The following is a 17,356-nucleotide window of genomic DNA, read 5'->3' as shown; positions in this document are numbered from 1 at the left end:
CTTTACGATAATGAGCTGAATATTTTATTAGAATGTCTTTCTAATATTTTTTATTACATTAAAAACACTATTTTTATGCCCTTTACCTTATCGCATGCTGTGCTTGCTCCACCTATTTCATATTTGACTGGGAATAGACTCCCTGTTGCTGCGCTGGCCATTGGCAGCATGGTTCCAGATCTTTATCGTCTGTTTACTCATACTAATTCTAATATTACCCATTTATGGTCTTCGCTGATTCATCCAGATCTCTGGATCGGTCTGGCTTTTTGTGCGGTCTGGTACCTGATTTACCGGCCCGTGATTTACCGTTGCATCGGTATTCAGCATGATTTAAAGATTCACAATATCCTTTCAGCACTAAAATTTATCCTGGTAATGTGTCTGGCACTGATCGTCGGTACAGCTACCCATTTAATCTGGGATGGACTGACCCACGTCGATTTTCGAACTTTTGCCTTTCATGACGTCTTAGCCCAACATTTTCAGTTGTTTGGACAAAGTTATCCGCTGCACCGGATTTTACAGATTGGCACCTCAGTGATTGTCTTGCCTCTTATCCTGTGGATGAGCCTGCATTACTATAAAACTCATCAGCAATATCTTGCAGTCAGTGTGAAAATCAAATCCTTTGCCTGGGGCTTATTGCTCTTTTCTATATTTACCGGCCTATTTTCTGTCTGGGATTATGCGCGCTATATTTCTACGGAAGTCTGGCAATCAGACCTCTATTATTTTACTGGTCGCTCGATCAATGAATTTAGCCAAGGCTTTCTGATCACCTTCAGTCTGGGCTGTTTACTGTTTTTATTTTTAGACAGAGAGCACAGGATGGATTAAACAAAGCACTGGCTTTGCGCCTATTCACTTTAAAATGATATTGTTTTTGACCCAAGTTCTTGTGACAACATGCCCAAAGAGGCATAATCCTACCTTTACTCAAAGCGGTACGCTGTTTACGTATTCGCTGACCTTAACCCATATAGTTGGATTTCTAACGCTATGATGCGAACTCATTACTGCGGTTCTTTAACCGAAGCTCAAATTGACCAAACCGTAACATTATGCGGTTGGGTACACCGTCGCCGTGACCACGGGGGTGTAATCTTCCTTGACATGCGTGACCGTGATGGTCTTGTTCAAGTGGTTATTGACCCAGATACTCCTGAAGCATTCGCAACTGCTGATAAAGTACGTTCAGAATTTGTATTAAAAATTACAGGCCGTGTGCGTCGCCGTTATGAAGGCACAGAAAATGCCAATATGGTGAGCGGTCAAATCGAAGTTCTTGGTAAAGAAATTGAAGTTCTTGCTCAGTCTGAAACTCCGCCATTCCCTTTAAATGACGAAAACACCAATATTTCTGAAGAAATTCGTTTGAAATATCGTTTCCTGGACATCCGTCGTCCAGAAATGCTAGATCGTTTACGTTTCCGTTCTAAATTGACCAACCTGATTCGTAACTACTTCGAAGACAATGGTTTCCTAGACGTTGAAACACCAATTTTGACACGTGCAACACCTGAAGGCGCGCGTGACTATTTAGTGCCTAGCCGTGTATCTAACGGTAGCTTCTACGCACTTCCACAGTCTCCACAGCTGTTCAAACAGTTGTTGATGGTGGGTGGTATCGATCGTTACTACCAAATCGCGAAATGTTTCCGTGATGAAGACTTGCGTGCGGATCGTCAGCCAGAATTCACCCAAATCGACGTTGAAACATCGTTCATGAGTGACGATGACATCATGGATTTAATGGAAACTTTAACCGTGAAGATGTTCAAAGAACTTCTAAACGTAGAGTTTGATAAATTCCCACGCATGACATACAACGATGCAATGCGTGACTATGCGTCTGACAAACCAGATATGCGTATTCCGTTGAAACTGGTTGACGTTGCAGACTTGATGCAAGACGTTGAGTTCAAAGTATTCGCAGGTCCTGCAAAAGATCCTAAAGGCCGTATCGTTGCGCTTCGCGTACCGGGTGCGGGTTCACTTCCACGTAGCGCGATTGATGAATACACCAAATTTGTAGGCATCTACGGTGCACGCGGTTTGGCTTACATCAAAGTCAACGAACTTGAAAAAGGTATCGAAGGTCTTCAATCTCCAATCGTGAAATTCATCGAGCCAATCGTGCTTGATCTATTGAAACGTGTTGGCGCTGAAAATGGCGACATCGTATTCTTCGGTGCAGACAAAGCGAAAGTTGTTAACGATGCCATGGGCGCGCTTCGTGTGAAGATCGGTCATGACCTTAAATTATCAACTTGTGAGTGGGCGCCACTTTGGGTTGTTGATTTCCCAATGTTCGAAGAAACTGATGATGGCAAATGGACCTCTGTTCACCACCCATTCACGCTACCAAAATCAAGCGTTGAAGAAGTGAAGAACAACCCAGGTGCAGCATTATCTGTTGCTTACGATATGGTATTGAACGGTACTGAAATCGGTGGTGGTTCACTGCGTATTCATAACCTTGAAATGCAAAAAGCGATCTTTGAAGCATTAGGTATTGGCGAAGAAGAAGCAGAAGAGAAATTCAGCTTCTTATTAAATGCATTACGTTACGGTGCTCCTCCGCATGGTGGTTTGGCATTTGGTCTTGACCGTCTGGTGATGCTCATGACTGGTGGTGCTTCTATTCGTGACGTCATTGCATTCCCGAAAACCAAGACTGCTGAATGTCCATTAACGCAAGCACCTGCTCCAGTTGAATCAAATCAACTGCGTGACCTTGGTATTCGCTTACGTGAAAAACCAAAAGCTGAATCTCAAGAATAATTCTTGAAGTATTAAGTGAAAAAGCTCTGCCTCGTGCGGGGCTTTTTTTGTAAGATTGAGTCGTATCTGGAACAGTGGCATAATAGCCACAGTTTTTAATCTAAGGTAATTAGCAATGGCTATGCGTCCTGCAGTTCGTAATCGCAGCATTATGCTTATTGTATTTTCAGTGGTTCAATGGCTGTTCATGCGCTATATCCTTGCCAACAATCTGTTCAACCTCGATACCAATGATCGTATTGTGTATTTTTGCCTGAGCAGTATTTTAGGTGCCCTGCTGATTTTTGTAGGTTTGATTTATATGGTGCTGAAGGGCAATCCGGACAAAGACCTATAATCTGACCATCTGGATACCATGTACACCCTACTCAAAAATTTCTCCAAGCTTCCACTAAGATTCATTCAAAATCTTGCGCAACTGGCTGGATCTCTTTTGTATCTCAGCCATTCTTCTGCACGCCGAGTGACCGAGATTAACTTGGCCTCTGCCTATCCTGAACTTTCGGAAGCTGAACGGGCTGATTTGACCAAAAGCAGCCTGAAAAGTCAGTGCATGACGTATGCAGAATCAGTCAAGATTTGGGGATCATCACCAGACTATGCGCTGTCTTTGATTCAAGATGTGCAGGGCGAAGATATTTTCCTGAAAGCTTTGCAAAATCCTCATGGCTGCTTGGCAGTGGTGCCTCATTTTGGTACGTGGGAGCTTTTAAATGTCTGGGTAAATCAGCACACCTCCCCTGTAATTATGTACAAGCCCAGTAAGAATCAGGATATTGACCGTTTTATGCGTGAAGCTCGGCAACGCCTGAATGCCACACTGGTTCCTACAGATGATTCTGGTGTACGTGCTTTATTTAAGCATTTAAAACAGGGTGGTTTTTCTGCAATATTGCCGGATCATGTACCTAAAGAAAGTGGTGGTATCTACTCACTTTTCTACAATCAAAATGCGCTATCTTCTACCTTACTTTCCAAACTGGCAGCCAAAACACAATGTTCAGTAGTTGGGCTTAGTTGTTTAAGACGTGAAGATTTTTCCGGCTATGATATTTACGTGACTAAATTATCAAATGATATTTTATCTAAAGATTTACAATTGTCGGTTGATACCTTAAATAAAGAAATGGAGCGCATGATTAATGTCGCTCCGGAACAGTATTTGTGGGGGTATAAAAGGTTTAGGAAAATAATTGATGAAAGTAATATTTATCAATAAATTTTAATTATTCAATTAAATCACTTAAAGTTAACTTAATATCAATTCCTAACTTTGTTGTTCGTGCATTAACTTCATTATGTCGTTTAACAATCTTTTTAGTACTTTTTGACAGTAGAGAAGAACGCATTATCCATTGATAAATTGAATTTCTTTGCTCATATTTCTGTATCCAACGCTTATCTCTACTTGCTTGTAATTGTTCAATACTAGGTTGAATCTTATCCCCATATAAATTACGAGATGTATCAAAAATAAATGTATAGTTTGGTGGTAGCTTTTTTAATGTAATAAGGCCTGCATCATGCCACTCATCAACCAAGTTTTGTAAAATAATCTGATCCCAAATAGTTGGATTTTGCAACATACGCTTCTCCCATTCATCCATCAGAGAATGTGCATTTTTAGTGTCATTTATAAAAATAGTACTACTAATTAAACGCTTATTATCTATGTAATGTACTGCAATATCTTCTTCAATTGCATTGAAGTATGGCCGGATATCCTCAAGAATTATAGCATCAGCATCAACAAATAAAAGTGGGCCATGAGTTTCACGACGCATTTGCGAAATAAACACAGGCTTAAATGCAATAATGGTTTGCCAGTCATCTTTTGAAAATTGCTTTAATAGAATATGAATATTAAATTTTTTTGCTGATTCAGCTAAAATTTGAGCATGCTTCGTATATAGTTTATCATCTGTATGAAAACCAAAAACTGTCAACATTAAGAATCCTTTTAATTTTCTACCAATTTAAGTTTAAAATCATAGATAAAAGTGTGATAAAAAACTATAATTTTAAATTTTTTTCGTAATTATATAACAATATAATACACATAAGTTATTGTAATTTATTTAAAAACCAAAGAAGTCATTGAAATAAATTCGATTATTTTATTTAAGTTTTAATTATAATAGAATAAATAAAAAAACATAGTAAATCTTATGTAGTCTTTGTTTTTATATAGTCTTTGTTTTAATATACATTATCATATCACAAAATAATTGATAAAAATGAGTCTCAAAACAATCAAAATTTTTATAGGCTGTGACCCAAACAACTGTGATTTAGAACAAATGATGGTTTTAGACTACAGCATTAAAAAACATACCCAGCAGCCTGTAGAAATTATTTGGATGCAACTTTCGCGTGATCCTTCTAGCTATTGGTATTCTGATCCGAAATCGAATCAAGGATGGAGAACAGAAAACTGGGCGACACCTTTTTCCGGATTTCGGTGGGCTATTCCAGAGTATTGTCAATTTCAAGGTAAAGCCATTTACATGGATACAGATGTCATTGTACTCGATGATCTTGCACTACTCTGGGAACATCCTATTGAAGCCAATGCTATTGTGGCAGCCAAGGGGGGGGGAAGCTCAGCCCGTTTATGCACTTGTGTCTGGGATTGTGAAAAGGCCAAACATTTTCTTCCTAGAATTGAGGAATTAAAAAGTAACCCTGCCAGTCATCAAAGTCTGATGAGACAAATTCAAAAAGAACCGTCATTGGTTCAAGCTTATAATGATCATTTTAATTGCATCGATGGTGAAAATCTAAGTATCAACGAGATTAAAATTTTGCATTATTCCGATATGGGCACCCAGTTTAGTCACAAATATTCAATTCCTCGTCTTCAACACAATAATTCAACACATTGGTTTGATGGCGAAATTATTCCTCACCCCCGAGCGGACCTGACAACACTTTTTGACCAATACTATCACGAAGCCCTTTCTGCCGGATACCAACTTGAGGACTATACAATTACACCCTACGGAAAATTTCACAAAGCATCTCAAAAAAAATACTCGGGCAATAACATTACTCGGTCAGAAACATCCCAGCCTTGGTTTAAGAGGCTCCTGAGCAAGTTTAAAACCAAGCGTGATTCATTTAATTTAGATCATTAACCCTCTAAGCAACTGAATCATCTTATCAATTAGATTATTCTCAAATAAACTTGATATAACTCATAGAAATAAGCTATGAAAGAGACAAGAATATGTGTGGTTTAATTTTCAACCATTTCGTTCGAAATTTGACAAAATATACCTATAAACTTTTAAAACCGAGTACTTACAAACACAACAGACGCTATTGGCCTTTTTACCGTGTGGTTCGTAATGCATCGGGTCAAATTGATCAAGTTTTTTTTAGGAATACCTTAATTGCAGACCATACGCTTAACTTAAAGAATAAACATTCAAAATGTATGCTGATCGCAACAGGACCATCGATTAAAAAGATTCCTGATAAATTTTTTAAATATGAGAAACTGGACTATATTGGCGTCAATGGAGCAATCGCTTTGAATGAGGTCACTTTTCAACACTATGTCATTATTGATCATGATTTTGTACAAAATCGTTTTGATCTCGTTGAGCGGGTTTTAGACACAGCATGCAATTTTTTCACCACCGCACGTTGCTTAGACTATATTCTAAGAAAAGTAAAAATCGAACAGATTCGTTGCCAATTTAAAATTATTGAAATCACGAGTAACTGTAAAAATGAACTTTTTATGGGAAACACTATTCATGTTGATGAAAAAGTTAAGAGTAATTACTTCTACAATGGTTTTGGCTTTTCTACACACATGTATGACACAGTATTTGACTACTATACCGTGGCTTATACCGCATTACAGATTATGTCAGGATTAAATTACCAACATATCTATATTGCAGGTGTGGATATGAATAACTTCGACCTACCACGATTTTATGAAACTTTAGATGCAAAACAACCTACCTTATTAAACCAGCACACCCAATCAATCATAGCGGCATTTGAAACAGCAGCCTATTTCTTTGAAAGTCAAAAAGTGTCTGTTTATAATCTTTCACCCCATAGTCTTATCAAATCATTTAATAAATTAACGCTCGAACAAGACACCATCCTCTAAGTGGTTCAGATCATCCAACCTGATAGAGCGTTAAGATAAGGTTTTACTCTGATCATCATGGAAATCTAGCAGTGAATCTTGAAAATACATTCCTTTTTCATAAAATTCGCCTATATGTTTACGCTCTTTACCGGCAAATTTAATCAATTTAGGGTATTCACCTGAATGATGATTGATTGCCATTTCAATTAATGTTTTTTCTTTGACCCATTTATTTTTTACCTGATAGTAAAAGGCATTTTGATCACAATCAATTAAAGTAATACTAGGCAATGCTTTCAGCATAATCACCTGACACACCACATAGGAAATCAGGTACTCTAAATTACTAATCTTTTGAAATATTCTCTCATAATTTGGCACAGTACGTTTAATTTCATTGATATATGTTTTAGGGCCAACCTGCATGGCGTTCACCAACTCATCAAACCAATCTTTAAAAAACCTATTGTTAGGAGCCGTTGCTAAAAGCCAATTCTCGATGACTGGAGAATCAATATTGGTAGTGTTTTTTTTACGATAATAGGCAAAACTTTCGGTCTGATTTTGAGAAACCAACTCTTGAATCCAATCTAAATTTTCATAAACGATAATACTTGCATCTAACCAGATTCCTCCATAAACATAAAGTAATTTAAATCTGATTAAATCAGCTTTATGCTGAGGTAGATGAATATTTAAAGAATCAAAATCTATCTGTATAAATTGATCAACAGTTGTTGGTGTTAAAAAATGAACCTCATAATTTGCATTTATTAGCTTTATATTTTCTATGCATTTTTCCACAAATAATGGTACATCCCCCTCCCAATACAGCCAAATCAGCTTAGGTATTTTAACTTCTTCTGGCTTTGGATTAAGCGTAATCATATTTGCGTAATTATGAATTTTTAAATTCGTGCCTCTAATCTTGTAAAAATACATGATATAAAACTTAAGCATATAATAAGTTTTTTTAAATATTTTCATCTAAATTATTTCCAACATGCTCATTGATTTATTCCTTTAATGATAAATATTCAATTATTAAGATATTCGATGAATTTTAAGAATTTAGCAGATATTTTAGTGCATGATAACGATCACGCCACATACGCTTCTGCTTTTTAAAGCCATAGGAGCTGCTTCTATTTTCAAGTGCTTTACGAGAAATCCCCTGAGTAGCAACCGTTCCCAAAATATCACTATCGACCCCTGCTGGCTTCACTAGTGGTGGCCAAATCCCTAAACCTTTGCCATTTTGACTTAACCAAGACTGGAAGAAGATATCAACCGGCATATTTATAGTTTTGCCTACCTCAACAAAAGACTGTGCTCCCTGCCGCGACCAGATTAACCCTAAGCCACGAATTGGGAAATAAAAAGCATGCCATAGACTTATATCCCCTATTTGCGTAATATCTTTTGCTAGTTTTTTCTTTTTTGCAGCAATATTAATAAGATACCAGTTTAAATCTTGATGTTGGTGCAAATATTCAATGATGCTGTCAATTTTAATCTTAAAGTCACTATTAATTTTAAGGTCATCTTCCAGAACCACTAAATAATCTGCATCAGTGGCTAAAAATTTTTCAGCGCATCCATAATGACTTAAATAACAACCTAACTCGGAATTCATTAAACTACGACCTAATACCTTATTAGTTTGATCGTCATTATAATTTATGAATTCAGAGAGTGCTTTACCCCGACCATCATAAGCAGCAAAACGTTCAAACCTCCAGCTCACACTATTAAGCTGCTGAGTTGCTGCAGCTAGACGCTCATCACTTCCGTCTAAATTAATTAAATAAGTTACAACTTTCATGATTAACTCTTAATGCTGAATAGATAGAGGTAAATAGTTTTTAAATTTAGCAATTAAAGCAAAAGATACCTTTTCTGCTTCTTTTGGATCAAATTGATCCAAACTTTGAATACAACCAAATTTAATAGTGGTATTATTTAAGTTTTCTAAAAATAAAGATAGCAATGCTTCATTTTTTAAATAAGCAATATTAATATCATCGTATAGAACTGCTTCATTAGCCTGAATTTTTAAATGATTATTAAGTCCTACGGGTAAAAACTGAAAAGCACTTCTAAAACGATGCCTAATCTGTTGAGCTAATGTTGTAGGGTATTTTTGAAAATAATTTTGTAGTACATCACGATCCAATATATGGGGACGATGATGAATTTCATAATATTTATTAAATCCACATAATTCAGCACTAAGCATTTGAGCAATTGTATATTTAGGCTGTAAAGGTTTACCAAAATATTTATTAAGACCTTTACGTAGATTAAATTTTGCTTTAATTAAGGAGTTATTTTCCCAATGTCCATAGACTTTTATCTGGTCACCAACTAAAAAATCATCTAATTCAGATGAGGCATTAAAGAAGAAATCATCATTCAAATAAATAAAATACTTTGATAACCCTGGAATATTCCAAAGCATAGTTTCAATACTTAAAGAATTAAATGTAGGCAAGTATTGCTCATGACCAGCAAATATTGTTCTATGATCAATTATTTTTATCTGCTCAGGAGCACATAATCCCTGTTCGAAAAAATCATGAATATGTGCAGGCTGCTGTTCATCCGTAATAATATAAATTGTTCCAAAATAGGGAACATATTTAAGAATTGAAGCAATTGAAAAATAGATTTCATCATTACTAGCAAATCGAGTTTCTTCTGCTGAACCTTTTACGATATTAGTAGATTGAAACTGTTGCCTTTTAAGTCGATGCTTTACATCATTGCCATCGACCCACGCAATAACAAAATCTATTTTTTCCATAATACTTCTAATCAACAATTAGCTTGAATAAACTCTATAACTTACTGCCAAGCGTCCTTAATCCACTGCGATGGCAACACATAACGATACCATTTACCACCACCACCATTCACTGCATCTGGCGGATTAATCTCGCCATGAAAAACAATGATTTTGGCACCTTCAGGCTTCACAGGCGGCTTAAAATAAGCCATCGGAATTTTTTGCAGGCAGTGATATTTATAGCTCTTGCACCAGCTTTCTGGCCAATACGTCTGTTTACCTTCACGGTCTACATACCAAGACAAATAGGCTTGCTCATTACGGAATTTTTGACGAATTTCATCAAAATGTTCACGGAAATAAGGTAACAGACCTGGGAAAGCACCCAGTTTAAACCGATAAACCGAACTGTTACCGGTAATACGCCAAGGACGTTTCCAGTCATGAATAATCAGGAAGTCACCCGGATAGGTAAAGAACTCATCGATATTATCGACAATCACCACGTCAAGATCGAGGAAGAGTGCATTGCCTTCCAAACCATACAGATCAGGCTCAAAAGTGGACAGCTTGTTCCAGCCACGCTCAGGCGCACCTTCAGGCAATGCCAGAGGTGGAATAGGGAAACATTGTACTGCAGGATCAATGCCTTCAGTACGATCCGTCAGACAGACCATTTTAAAGTCGACTGTCGTATGTCGTTTAACCATATTGTATAAACGATTGACGTATTCCGAACCGTATTTGGTTCCCCATTTCATACAAATAACGATGTTACTCATTGCGTATGCCTAAGCTCATCTTAAAATCTTCTTGATGGTGAATATGATGACATAAGTTCGGCAGAATAAGTACATCAGTTAAAAAAAACCTCTCAAATGAGAGGTTTTTTCAATCAGTAAATTCTTAATTACTTCACATACGTTAACCAGTGTGCATATTTCGGGTCTTTGCCCTGAACTGCATCAAAATATGCTTTCTGGATTTGAGTGGTGATTGGACCACGTACACCCTCACCAATCTGACGATCATCGTATTCACGGATTGGTGTTACTTCTGCAGCAGTGCCGGTAAAGAATGCTTCATCTGCGATGTAGAACTCATCACGGGTAATACGGCGTTCAATTACGTCATAACCCAAGTCTTTAGCAATCGTAATAATCGTTTGACGGGTAATACCATCCAGCGCACCACCTGCGATATCAGGCGTATGAATCACGCCATCACGCACCAGGAATACGTTTTCGCCTGAACCTTGGCATACATAGCCTTGTGGGTCGAGCAGCATTGCTTCATCATAACCTGAATGCGCCACTTCCTGATGCGCAAGAATCGACAAGGTGTAGTTACCTGATGCTTTAGCCTTACACATGGTCACGTTCGGATGATGGTGGGTAAATGAAGACGTTTTTACGCGAATTCCCTTCGCCATCGCCTCTTCACCGAGGTAAGCACCCCAGCTCCATGCCGCAACTACGGCATGAATGGTATTGTCAGTTGCAGCGATACCGAGTTTTTCAGAACCAATAAAAATAATTGGACGTAAATAGCAAGACGCTAATTTGTTTTCACGAACAACATCAATTTGAGCCTGTTCTAATGCTGCTTGATCAAATGGAACTTTCATTTGATAAATTTTTGCAGAATTCAACAAGCGCTTCGTATGTTCTTTAAGACGGAAAATAGCCGTTCCATTCGGGGTTTCATAAGCTCGGACGCCTTCAAACACACCCATGCTGTAATGCAAAGTATGTGTTAATACGTGAGTTTTTGCCTCACGCCAGTCAACTAGTTGTCCATCTTGCCAAATGAAACCATCACGATCAGCCAAATTCATGCCACAAACTCCAATTTCTCACAATTATTCACTATCCAGTGCAAAGTCTGCACTTGGATCAATCAGTCTTTGCCATAACTTGCAAACGGTCATTCGGGTATCGTGCCAGTCGCTTGCAGACACTTGCATGGATTGATTTGCAAGGGCTAAGCGATGGCTCTCGGCGCGTTCACGGAGATAAGCTTGAATCAGAGCAGTCGCATCGTCGCTGGATAAGCAACCTGATTTTGCGGCATCCTCAAGAATTCGTACATTGTCGGAGAAATGGGCGAGATCTTTATTCGTCCCACTCCAAGCCAACACCGCATACTGTGCCATAAATTCGATGTCTACGATACCACCTGCATCTTGTTTTAAATGAAAAATACCATCTTTTTTTTGATCGGCGGAAGAACCGAGATGCTCCTTCATTTTCTGACGCATTTTCAGTACTTCTGCCCGTACATAATTTTCATCACGGGGCTGAATCAAAATATCCCGGCGCAAGACTTCAAACTTTTTCCGTAAGCTCATTTCACCCGCAATCGGGCGGGCTCGTACCAAGGCCTGATGCTCCCATAGCCAGGCACTCTTGAACTGATACTGTTCAAAGGCTTTTAAACTGGTGACCAAAAGCCCAGCTTCGCCCGATGGACGCAATCGGGTATCGACTTCATATACACGTCCATCCAAGGTTTGCGTGGTCATGAGGGACATAAACTTTTGTGCAACCCGCATGGCAAATTCAAAGCCACTGATCGGCTTAAGTCCATCGGTATCGGCCTGTTCACCCATATAGTGAATAAACACCAGATCCAGATCCGAGCCATAACCCAATTCAATTCCACCGACTTTACCATAACCAATGACTGCAAAAGCCGTATGCTCGACTGAACAGCGCTGCCCTTCTGCATCCAGTGGAAAACCATGCTTTTTTGCCACAATCTGATAGGCCAGATGCAGCGCTGCATTCACCGATACTTCAGCAATATCGGTCAAGGCATCGGAAACTTTCATTAAAGGACTTTCAGCCAGCACATCACTGGCGGCAACGGCCAGAACATTAGATTTTTTAAACAGGCGCAAGACCCGCATCTGGTCTTCGACCTGATCAATTTCAATCCGTAAAAGTTGCTGACGTAAAGAGTCTTCCAGATCCTGACGTTTTGGCAATTCAAAATCCATCGACAGGAATTCATCCAGTAGCACCGGATAATGGGTCAGTTCTTCACAAATCCAGGGGCTGACCGTGGCCATCTTCACCAGTCGCTGCAACGCCCCTTTACTCTCGATTAACATCACCAGATATACCGTACGGCGCATCACTGATTCGACTAAGGGCATCAAGCGCACCAATGCCACCTGAGGATCATCTGACTGTAAAACGGCTTCAATTAAATGCGGCCAGAAGGTTTTTAAACGTTGTACCGCCTTTGCCGGTAATTTTTTTAAGGCATGCCCATTCCAAAACTCATAGACAAGATTCTTTGCATTATCATCCAACACTTCTTTGAGTTTCTTTTCCAACTGGGAAAAACTTTCAACCAAGGTGTCAGGGCCATTTTCCTTGATTAGATGATCAAACTGATACATCACTTTGTCACGCTTTTCATTGAGATATGCCATAAAGCTGTCCCAATCCGCAAAACCAAGTGTGTCCGTTATACGCGCCCTTAACTCTGGCTCTGTCGGTAGTGATTGCGTTTGCTGATCATTCAGTGCCTGAATCGCGTGCTCAACCCGGCGCAGGAATAAATAGGCATTTTCCAGATCCTGCACCGCCTGTTCATCCAGCAACTCGGCATCATCCAGATGATTTAGATTCACCAGACACTGCCGATCCTGCAATTCAAGTTTGGCCCCGCCATAAATCAGCTGAAACACCTGCACGATAAATTCGACTTCGCGAATGCCACCGGCTCCGAGCTTGATATCATCTTCAATATTACGGCGCTGTACTTCGCGCTCGATCATGGCTTTCATTTCGCGCATGGCTTCAAAAGCGCTGTAATCGACGTACTTGCGAAATACAAATGGACGGGTCATCTCCAGCAGCTCGTCGCCTTCTGGACTTGGATTGACAATACGCGCTTTAATCCAGGCATAACGCTCCCATTCACGCCCATGCTGGCTCAGATATTTTTCCAAGGCTGCATGACTAATGGCTAGTGCTGAACCATCGCCCCAGGGACGCAGGCGCATGTCGACGCGGAATACAAAGCCATCCGCCGTGATCTGATCCAGCAAATGAATGAGTTTTTGTCCCCACAGGATGCAAAACTGCTGCACATCAATACATTTACGCCCATCAGTTTCACCCTGCTCATCGAAGGCAAAAATCAGGTCGATATCACTGGAAAGATTGAGTTCTTGGGCGCCGAGTTTCCCCATGGCAATGACAATCAGATCTTGGACTTTTCCGTTATAGCCGATTGGCTGGCCATACTTGGCAACGACCGGAATACGGGCAAAATCTTTCGCCGCACAGATGCACGCATCGGCAAAATCGGAGAGTTCTTGGGTGAGGGTAATGACATCGGTGAGTTGATTGGCATCCTGCCAGATCCAACGAAACATCAATCGAGCCCGCAAAATACGCATTGCGCGCATCCACGTTGCTTCATCGCTTATATTTAGGATGCAGTGCTGCACCAGCTGATCAATATATTCCCGACTGAGTGAGCCTTGAAACTGATCAATTGCATAATCCTGTTCCAGTAAACTCTGGTGATTGGCCAATACCTGTTCGGTATATTGGCTAGCTCTTAAGGTTTTCTGCAATTGTGCCGCATTCATCACTCAACTCTTCCCCTGAAACATTCTGCTTAGTTTTGACATACTCCCACCACTTTCACGATGTTCAAGTGGGGGATTCTAAAAGTAAAAGCTCTTAGGTGACTTCCTCACGGATTTCACTTGCTTTCTGCTTCGCAAGGCGACCTTTACCGCATCCACCCTCCACAGACAAAACGGTATGTCCTACCGCCAAAATATTGCGAGAAGCATTAATATCTGCATTCTCGCCAAAGCTACACTCGACACAACTAAAGTTTGCTTGAGTAAGCCTATTTTCTTTTGCAACGTGACCACATGAACTACAAGTCTGACTTGTATATTTAGGGTCAACTTTAACGAGTAAACCACCTCGCCATTGCTGTTTGTACACCAACATATTAACAAGCATTGACCAACCTTGATCCAGGATTGATTTATTTAAGCCGGACTTGGCTTTAACATTCTTTCCTTTTTTCTCGATTGAGCCTTTCGCTGACTTCGACATATTGGCTACTTTTAAGTCCTCAACTACGATCATTGCGTGGTTTTTGCTGAGCGTTGTGGTGACTTTGTGCAAGTAGTCATGCCGAATATTGGCAATATGATGGTGTAATGTATTGATCTTGAGATTCAGCTTTTTCCAATTTTGACTGAACTTGTTTTTCTTTCTCAGCTTGCGCTGAAGCCTAGCCAACTTTACTTGATTGGCCTTGAAACTATTGATCGGGTCGAATACTTGACCACTAGACGTTGTAATTAACTTTTTAACACCTAAATCAATGCCAACGGCTGATTTTGATGGGTGGACTGGTGCTTCTACTGTGTTTTCAGCACCAAATGACACATACCATTTCCCGACATGCTTTGAGATTGTGACGTTCTTAATCTCACCCACAATATTTTGTGATTTTCTGAATTTCACAACGCCAATGTCATTAGGTAACTTAACTTGGTTGCCTTTAACCCAACAATATCTGCCAAATTGAACAATACGAATGGAATCATAACCATCAGATTTCTTTTTGAATCGTGGCATAAGTGGTCTAAGTTGAACTTCACCACCATCGGATAATTTAAAAAATCGTGGCTTCTTAGCTCTAAATGGTTTTTGCTTTAACTTAGCTTGTTCCTTTTTGTTAAAAAACTTCCCCCAAGCATCACCAAGATCACGAACTTTTTGTTGGAGTGAAACGCCATTTGAGCTGTTTTCTAGAAAAGCACATTCAGGTTTTTTGCGTAATTCAGGAATTTTATTGACTAAATTAACTTTGTTGATTCGCTCATTATTAGCAAGCATCTCGAACGAAACAGCTAAAATTTGATTCCAAACAAAACGTGCAGAGCCAAGCAACTTGTTTAAAACAAGCTCCTGTTCCGCATTAGGCTCAAGCCTAAATTTGTACGCTTTGTTGATCTTCATTTCGCCTTAAATCTATTTAGATACAGAAACTTAATGCAAATTATTCTATCATATTGCACTAAAAAAAAGTCGTGAAATTCACCTCCACCCTAATGTTGGGTGGAGTCCTCTTTCACACTAAAGATAGCAGGAGTTTTGTCTCAGTGGGAATGTTTTAGTTTGAAATTTACCTTTTAAGATTGCTCGGCATGTACATCTTCAAGCACTAGCGCCTGATGATCATTGGTAACCATCGGCAAATGTACAGTAAAGGTCGTACCACGGCCCTCTTTGGAATCTACAGCAATTTGACCATGGTTCAGGTCAATAAAGCGCTTGCAGAGTACCAGACCCAAACCTACCCCTTTCTCTTCAGCTGTGCCTCTGACACTCACACCCAAAGTCGGTTTAAACAGATTCTGCATCTGTTCTTCGGTCATGCCCAGGCCAGTATCCTGAATCGTAATCTTGACCTGCTCGCCTTCCATCTCTACAGCTAAAATCACTTTACCGCCTTGATTCACCGGGGTAAATTTAAGCGCATTCGACACCAGGTTTTGCAAGACAGAGGTAATCATGTTGATATCCGCATGTACCTTGATGTCTTCAGGAATATTATCGACCAGTTCGATCTTTTTATTTAAGGCCAAACTTTTCAGAACACCACATACAATCTTGCTGGACTGTTTCAATTCATAATTGATCGGATGATAAACAAAGCGCCCACCCTCTGCCATCGCCCAAGTCAGCAGGCTTTCCAGCAGGTTATAGGTCGATTGTGCATTATCATATAAATAATCCGCAATACTCTGAATACTGGATTCATCCAGTGTGTCACGTTCCTGTGCCAGTACTTCGGAAAAGCCGAGCAAGCCGTGAAACGGTGCACGCAGATCATGCGCAATAATCTGGAAAAATTTAGTTTTACTGAAATTTTGTGCGCATTGCTGCTCGTATAATTCTTTCAACTCAGTATGTTCTTGATTGAGCTGAATTCGAATCACTAAACTTTCAGCAAATTGTTTGATGGTGGCAATATCGTCCTGATCGAACAGTTCAGTCTGATCATCAAAGAAAATGACCTGTCCAAAAGACACACCGCTACTTGATTTTAAATTAAAGGCGACTAATCTCTGATGCGCTACACCGAGATCTTTCACATAATTTGACAATTCTGTATAAGCAGGATGCGTCTGGTCAATGACATCTGACTGTTGCAGATACGCAGGCAGATTCACTTCCTGTGGGGCGTGCAAGGCCCGAAAACCGCGCGGACAGCTGTACCAGATATAGGGTTCCGTGTGGAAGCCGATAATACTGGTTTTAACGTTTAAAACTTTACGGGCGATCTTACAAAAGGTGTCTAATAGGTTGTTGGAGGTATAGACACCTAAAATGAGAGATATACGGCACGAGCTTAATTGCTCCGTATTCTGACCGACCTCTAGCAGTTTTAGTTCCATGTCTGCCTCTCTGAATGTTTATGGAATATAGAAAACACTGCCGACCAAATTCATACAATCAATAACAAAGATTCTATATTTACTCAACGATGAAAACTCACCTATAGGTTAAAGGATTTGTTAACCTGTTTCTATCCAGATACATTCTTAACCGCAAAGCACTGATATTTAATTGATTAAGAATAACTTGAAAATTTACTATTCGAAAAAAACC

At 39.6% G+C, this 17,356-nt stretch carries 15 protein-coding genes; 6 read left to right on the top strand and 9 right to left on the bottom strand.

Going from position 1 to position 17,356, the window contains the following annotated elements:
• The first annotated feature begins 75 nt into the window (after positions 1 to 75).
• The 4 genes from F893_RS05190 to F893_RS05175 all read left to right on the top strand — a co-directional run bounded on the left by F893_RS05190 (position 76) and on the right by F893_RS05175 (position 4,006).
• On the top strand, positions 76 to 840 hold the full coding sequence (locus F893_RS05190; protein ID WP_005103282.1) for a DUF4184 family protein: 765 nt from the start codon (positions 76 to 78) through the stop codon (positions 838 to 840).
• A 162-nt stretch (positions 841 to 1,002) separates the two neighbouring features.
• Entirely contained in the window at positions 1,003 to 2,787 is a 1,785-nt protein-coding gene (gene aspS, locus F893_RS05185; protein WP_005103279.1) for an aspartate--tRNA ligase, read from the top strand.
• Between the two features lie 115 nt (positions 2,788 to 2,902).
• The gene (locus tag F893_RS05180) at positions 2,903 to 3,124 is read left to right on the top strand and encodes a hypothetical protein (protein WP_004278319.1); all 222 of its coding nucleotides are present in this window, start codon (positions 2,903 to 2,905) and stop codon (positions 3,122 to 3,124) included.
• A gap of 18 nt (positions 3,125 to 3,142) precedes the next feature.
• Positions 3,143 to 4,006 carry a lysophospholipid acyltransferase family protein gene (locus tag F893_RS05175; RefSeq protein WP_005250756.1) on the top strand — a complete coding sequence of 288 codons (864 nt, stop codon included), beginning with the start codon at positions 3,143 to 3,145 and terminating at the stop codon, positions 4,004 to 4,006.
• Between the two features lie 7 nt (positions 4,007 to 4,013).
• Here F893_RS05175 and F893_RS05170 read toward each other — a convergent pair whose 3' ends face one another.
• The gene (locus tag F893_RS05170) at positions 4,014 to 4,736 is read right to left on the bottom strand and encodes a putative nucleotide-diphospho-sugar transferase (protein ID WP_004278321.1); all 723 of its coding nucleotides are present in this window, start codon (positions 4,734 to 4,736) and stop codon (positions 4,014 to 4,016) included.
• 288 nt (positions 4,737 to 5,024) lie between these two features.
• Between F893_RS05170 and F893_RS05165 the strand changes: the two genes are divergently transcribed.
• Both F893_RS05165 and F893_RS05160 read left to right on the top strand, forming a co-directional pair.
• Positions 5,025 to 5,924 carry a glycosyltransferase gene (locus F893_RS05165; RefSeq protein ID WP_004278322.1) on the top strand — a complete coding sequence of 300 codons (900 nt, stop codon included), beginning with the start codon at positions 5,025 to 5,027 and terminating at the stop codon, positions 5,922 to 5,924.
• 92 nt (positions 5,925 to 6,016) lie between these two features.
• The gene (locus F893_RS05160) at positions 6,017 to 6,919 is read left to right on the top strand and encodes a hypothetical protein (protein WP_004782138.1); all 903 of its coding nucleotides are present in this window, start codon (positions 6,017 to 6,019) and stop codon (positions 6,917 to 6,919) included.
• Positions 6,920 to 6,949: 30 nt separating this feature from the next.
• Here F893_RS05160 and F893_RS05155 read toward each other — a convergent pair whose 3' ends face one another.
• The 8 genes from F893_RS05155 to F893_RS05120 form a co-directional block, all read right to left on the bottom strand.
• Positions 6,950 to 7,888: a glycosyltransferase family 32 protein gene (locus F893_RS05155; RefSeq protein ID WP_004278324.1), complete on the bottom strand. Its 939-nt coding sequence runs from the start codon at positions 7,886 to 7,888 to the stop codon at positions 6,950 to 6,952.
• Between the two features lie 76 nt (positions 7,889 to 7,964).
• Positions 7,965 to 8,726, bottom strand: a complete 762-nt coding sequence (locus tag F893_RS05150) for a glycosyltransferase family 25 protein (RefSeq protein WP_004278326.1) — start codon at positions 8,724 to 8,726, stop codon at positions 7,965 to 7,967.
• A gap of 9 nt (positions 8,727 to 8,735) precedes the next feature.
• On the bottom strand, positions 8,736 to 9,707 hold the full coding sequence (locus F893_RS05145) for a Stealth CR1 domain-containing protein (protein WP_004278327.1): 972 nt from the start codon (positions 9,705 to 9,707) through the stop codon (positions 8,736 to 8,738).
• 41 nt (positions 9,708 to 9,748) lie between these two features.
• The gene (locus F893_RS05140; protein ID WP_004278328.1) at positions 9,749 to 10,471 is read right to left on the bottom strand and encodes a glycosyl transferase; all 723 of its coding nucleotides are present in this window, start codon (positions 10,469 to 10,471) and stop codon (positions 9,749 to 9,751) included.
• Positions 10,472 to 10,599: 128 nt separating this feature from the next.
• Positions 10,600 to 11,526: a branched-chain amino acid transaminase gene (locus tag F893_RS05135; protein WP_004278329.1), complete on the bottom strand. Its 927-nt coding sequence runs from the start codon at positions 11,524 to 11,526 to the stop codon at positions 10,600 to 10,602.
• Between the two features lie 24 nt (positions 11,527 to 11,550).
• Entirely contained in the window at positions 11,551 to 14,301 is a 2,751-nt protein-coding gene (glnE, locus tag F893_RS05130; RefSeq protein ID WP_005103272.1) for a bifunctional [glutamate--ammonia ligase]-adenylyl-L-tyrosine phosphorylase/[glutamate--ammonia-ligase] adenylyltransferase, read from the bottom strand.
• Positions 14,302 to 14,395: 94 nt separating this feature from the next.
• Positions 14,396 to 15,700 (bottom strand): RNA-guided endonuclease InsQ/TnpB family protein, encoded by a 1,305-nt coding sequence (locus tag F893_RS05125; protein WP_004278331.1) that lies wholly within the window; start codon positions 15,698 to 15,700, stop codon positions 14,396 to 14,398.
• Positions 15,701 to 15,873: 173 nt separating this feature from the next.
• Positions 15,874 to 17,142 carry a sensor histidine kinase gene (locus F893_RS05120; protein WP_004733022.1) on the bottom strand — a complete coding sequence of 423 codons (1,269 nt, stop codon included), beginning with the start codon at positions 17,140 to 17,142 and terminating at the stop codon, positions 15,874 to 15,876.
• Positions 17,143 to 17,356: the final 214 nt, after the last annotated feature.

The organism is Acinetobacter sp. CIP 102136 (assembly GCF_000369685.1).
In the GTDB taxonomy this organism is placed as follows: domain Bacteria; phylum Pseudomonadota; class Gammaproteobacteria; order Pseudomonadales; family Moraxellaceae; genus Acinetobacter; species Acinetobacter fasciculus.
The sequence above is the reverse complement of the archived record's forward strand: the minus strand, read 5'-3'. Positions and strand labels throughout refer to the sequence as shown.

Coding starts and splice junctions, on each gene's coding strand:
- F893_RS05190 (WP_005103282.1), top strand. CDS start 76: ATGCCCTTTACCTTATCGCATGCTGTGCTTGCTCCACCTATTTCATAT.
- aspS (WP_005103279.1), top strand. CDS start 1,003: ATGATGCGAACTCATTACTGCGGTTCTTTAACCGAAGCTCAAATTGAC.
- F893_RS05180 (WP_004278319.1), top strand. CDS start 2,903: ATGGCTATGCGTCCTGCAGTTCGTAATCGCAGCATTATGCTTATTGTA.
- F893_RS05175 (WP_005250756.1), top strand. CDS start 3,143: ATGTACACCCTACTCAAAAATTTCTCCAAGCTTCCACTAAGATTCATT.
- F893_RS05170 (WP_004278321.1), bottom strand. CDS start 4,736: ATGTTGACAGTTTTTGGTTTTCATACAGATGATAAACTATATACGAAG.
- F893_RS05165 (WP_004278322.1), top strand. CDS start 5,025: ATGAGTCTCAAAACAATCAAAATTTTTATAGGCTGTGACCCAAACAAC.
- F893_RS05160 (WP_004782138.1), top strand. CDS start 6,017: ATGTGTGGTTTAATTTTCAACCATTTCGTTCGAAATTTGACAAAATAT.
- F893_RS05155 (WP_004278324.1), bottom strand. CDS start 7,888: ATGAAAATATTTAAAAAAACTTATTATATGCTTAAGTTTTATATCATG.
- F893_RS05150 (WP_004278326.1), bottom strand. CDS start 8,726: ATGAAAGTTGTAACTTATTTAATTAATTTAGACGGAAGTGATGAGCGT.
- F893_RS05145 (WP_004278327.1), bottom strand. CDS start 9,707: ATGGAAAAAATAGATTTTGTTATTGCGTGGGTCGATGGCAATGATGTA.
- F893_RS05140 (WP_004278328.1), bottom strand. CDS start 10,471: ATGAGTAACATCGTTATTTGTATGAAATGGGGAACCAAATACGGTTCG.
- F893_RS05135 (WP_004278329.1), bottom strand. CDS start 11,526: ATGAATTTGGCTGATCGTGATGGTTTCATTTGGCAAGATGGACAACTA.
- glnE (WP_005103272.1), bottom strand. CDS start 14,301: ATGAATGCGGCACAATTGCAGAAAACCTTAAGAGCTAGCCAATATACC.
- F893_RS05125 (WP_004278331.1), bottom strand. CDS start 15,700: ATGAAGATCAACAAAGCGTACAAATTTAGGCTTGAGCCTAATGCGGAA.
- F893_RS05120 (WP_004733022.1), bottom strand. CDS start 17,142: ATGGAACTAAAACTGCTAGAGGTCGGTCAGAATACGGAGCAATTAAGC.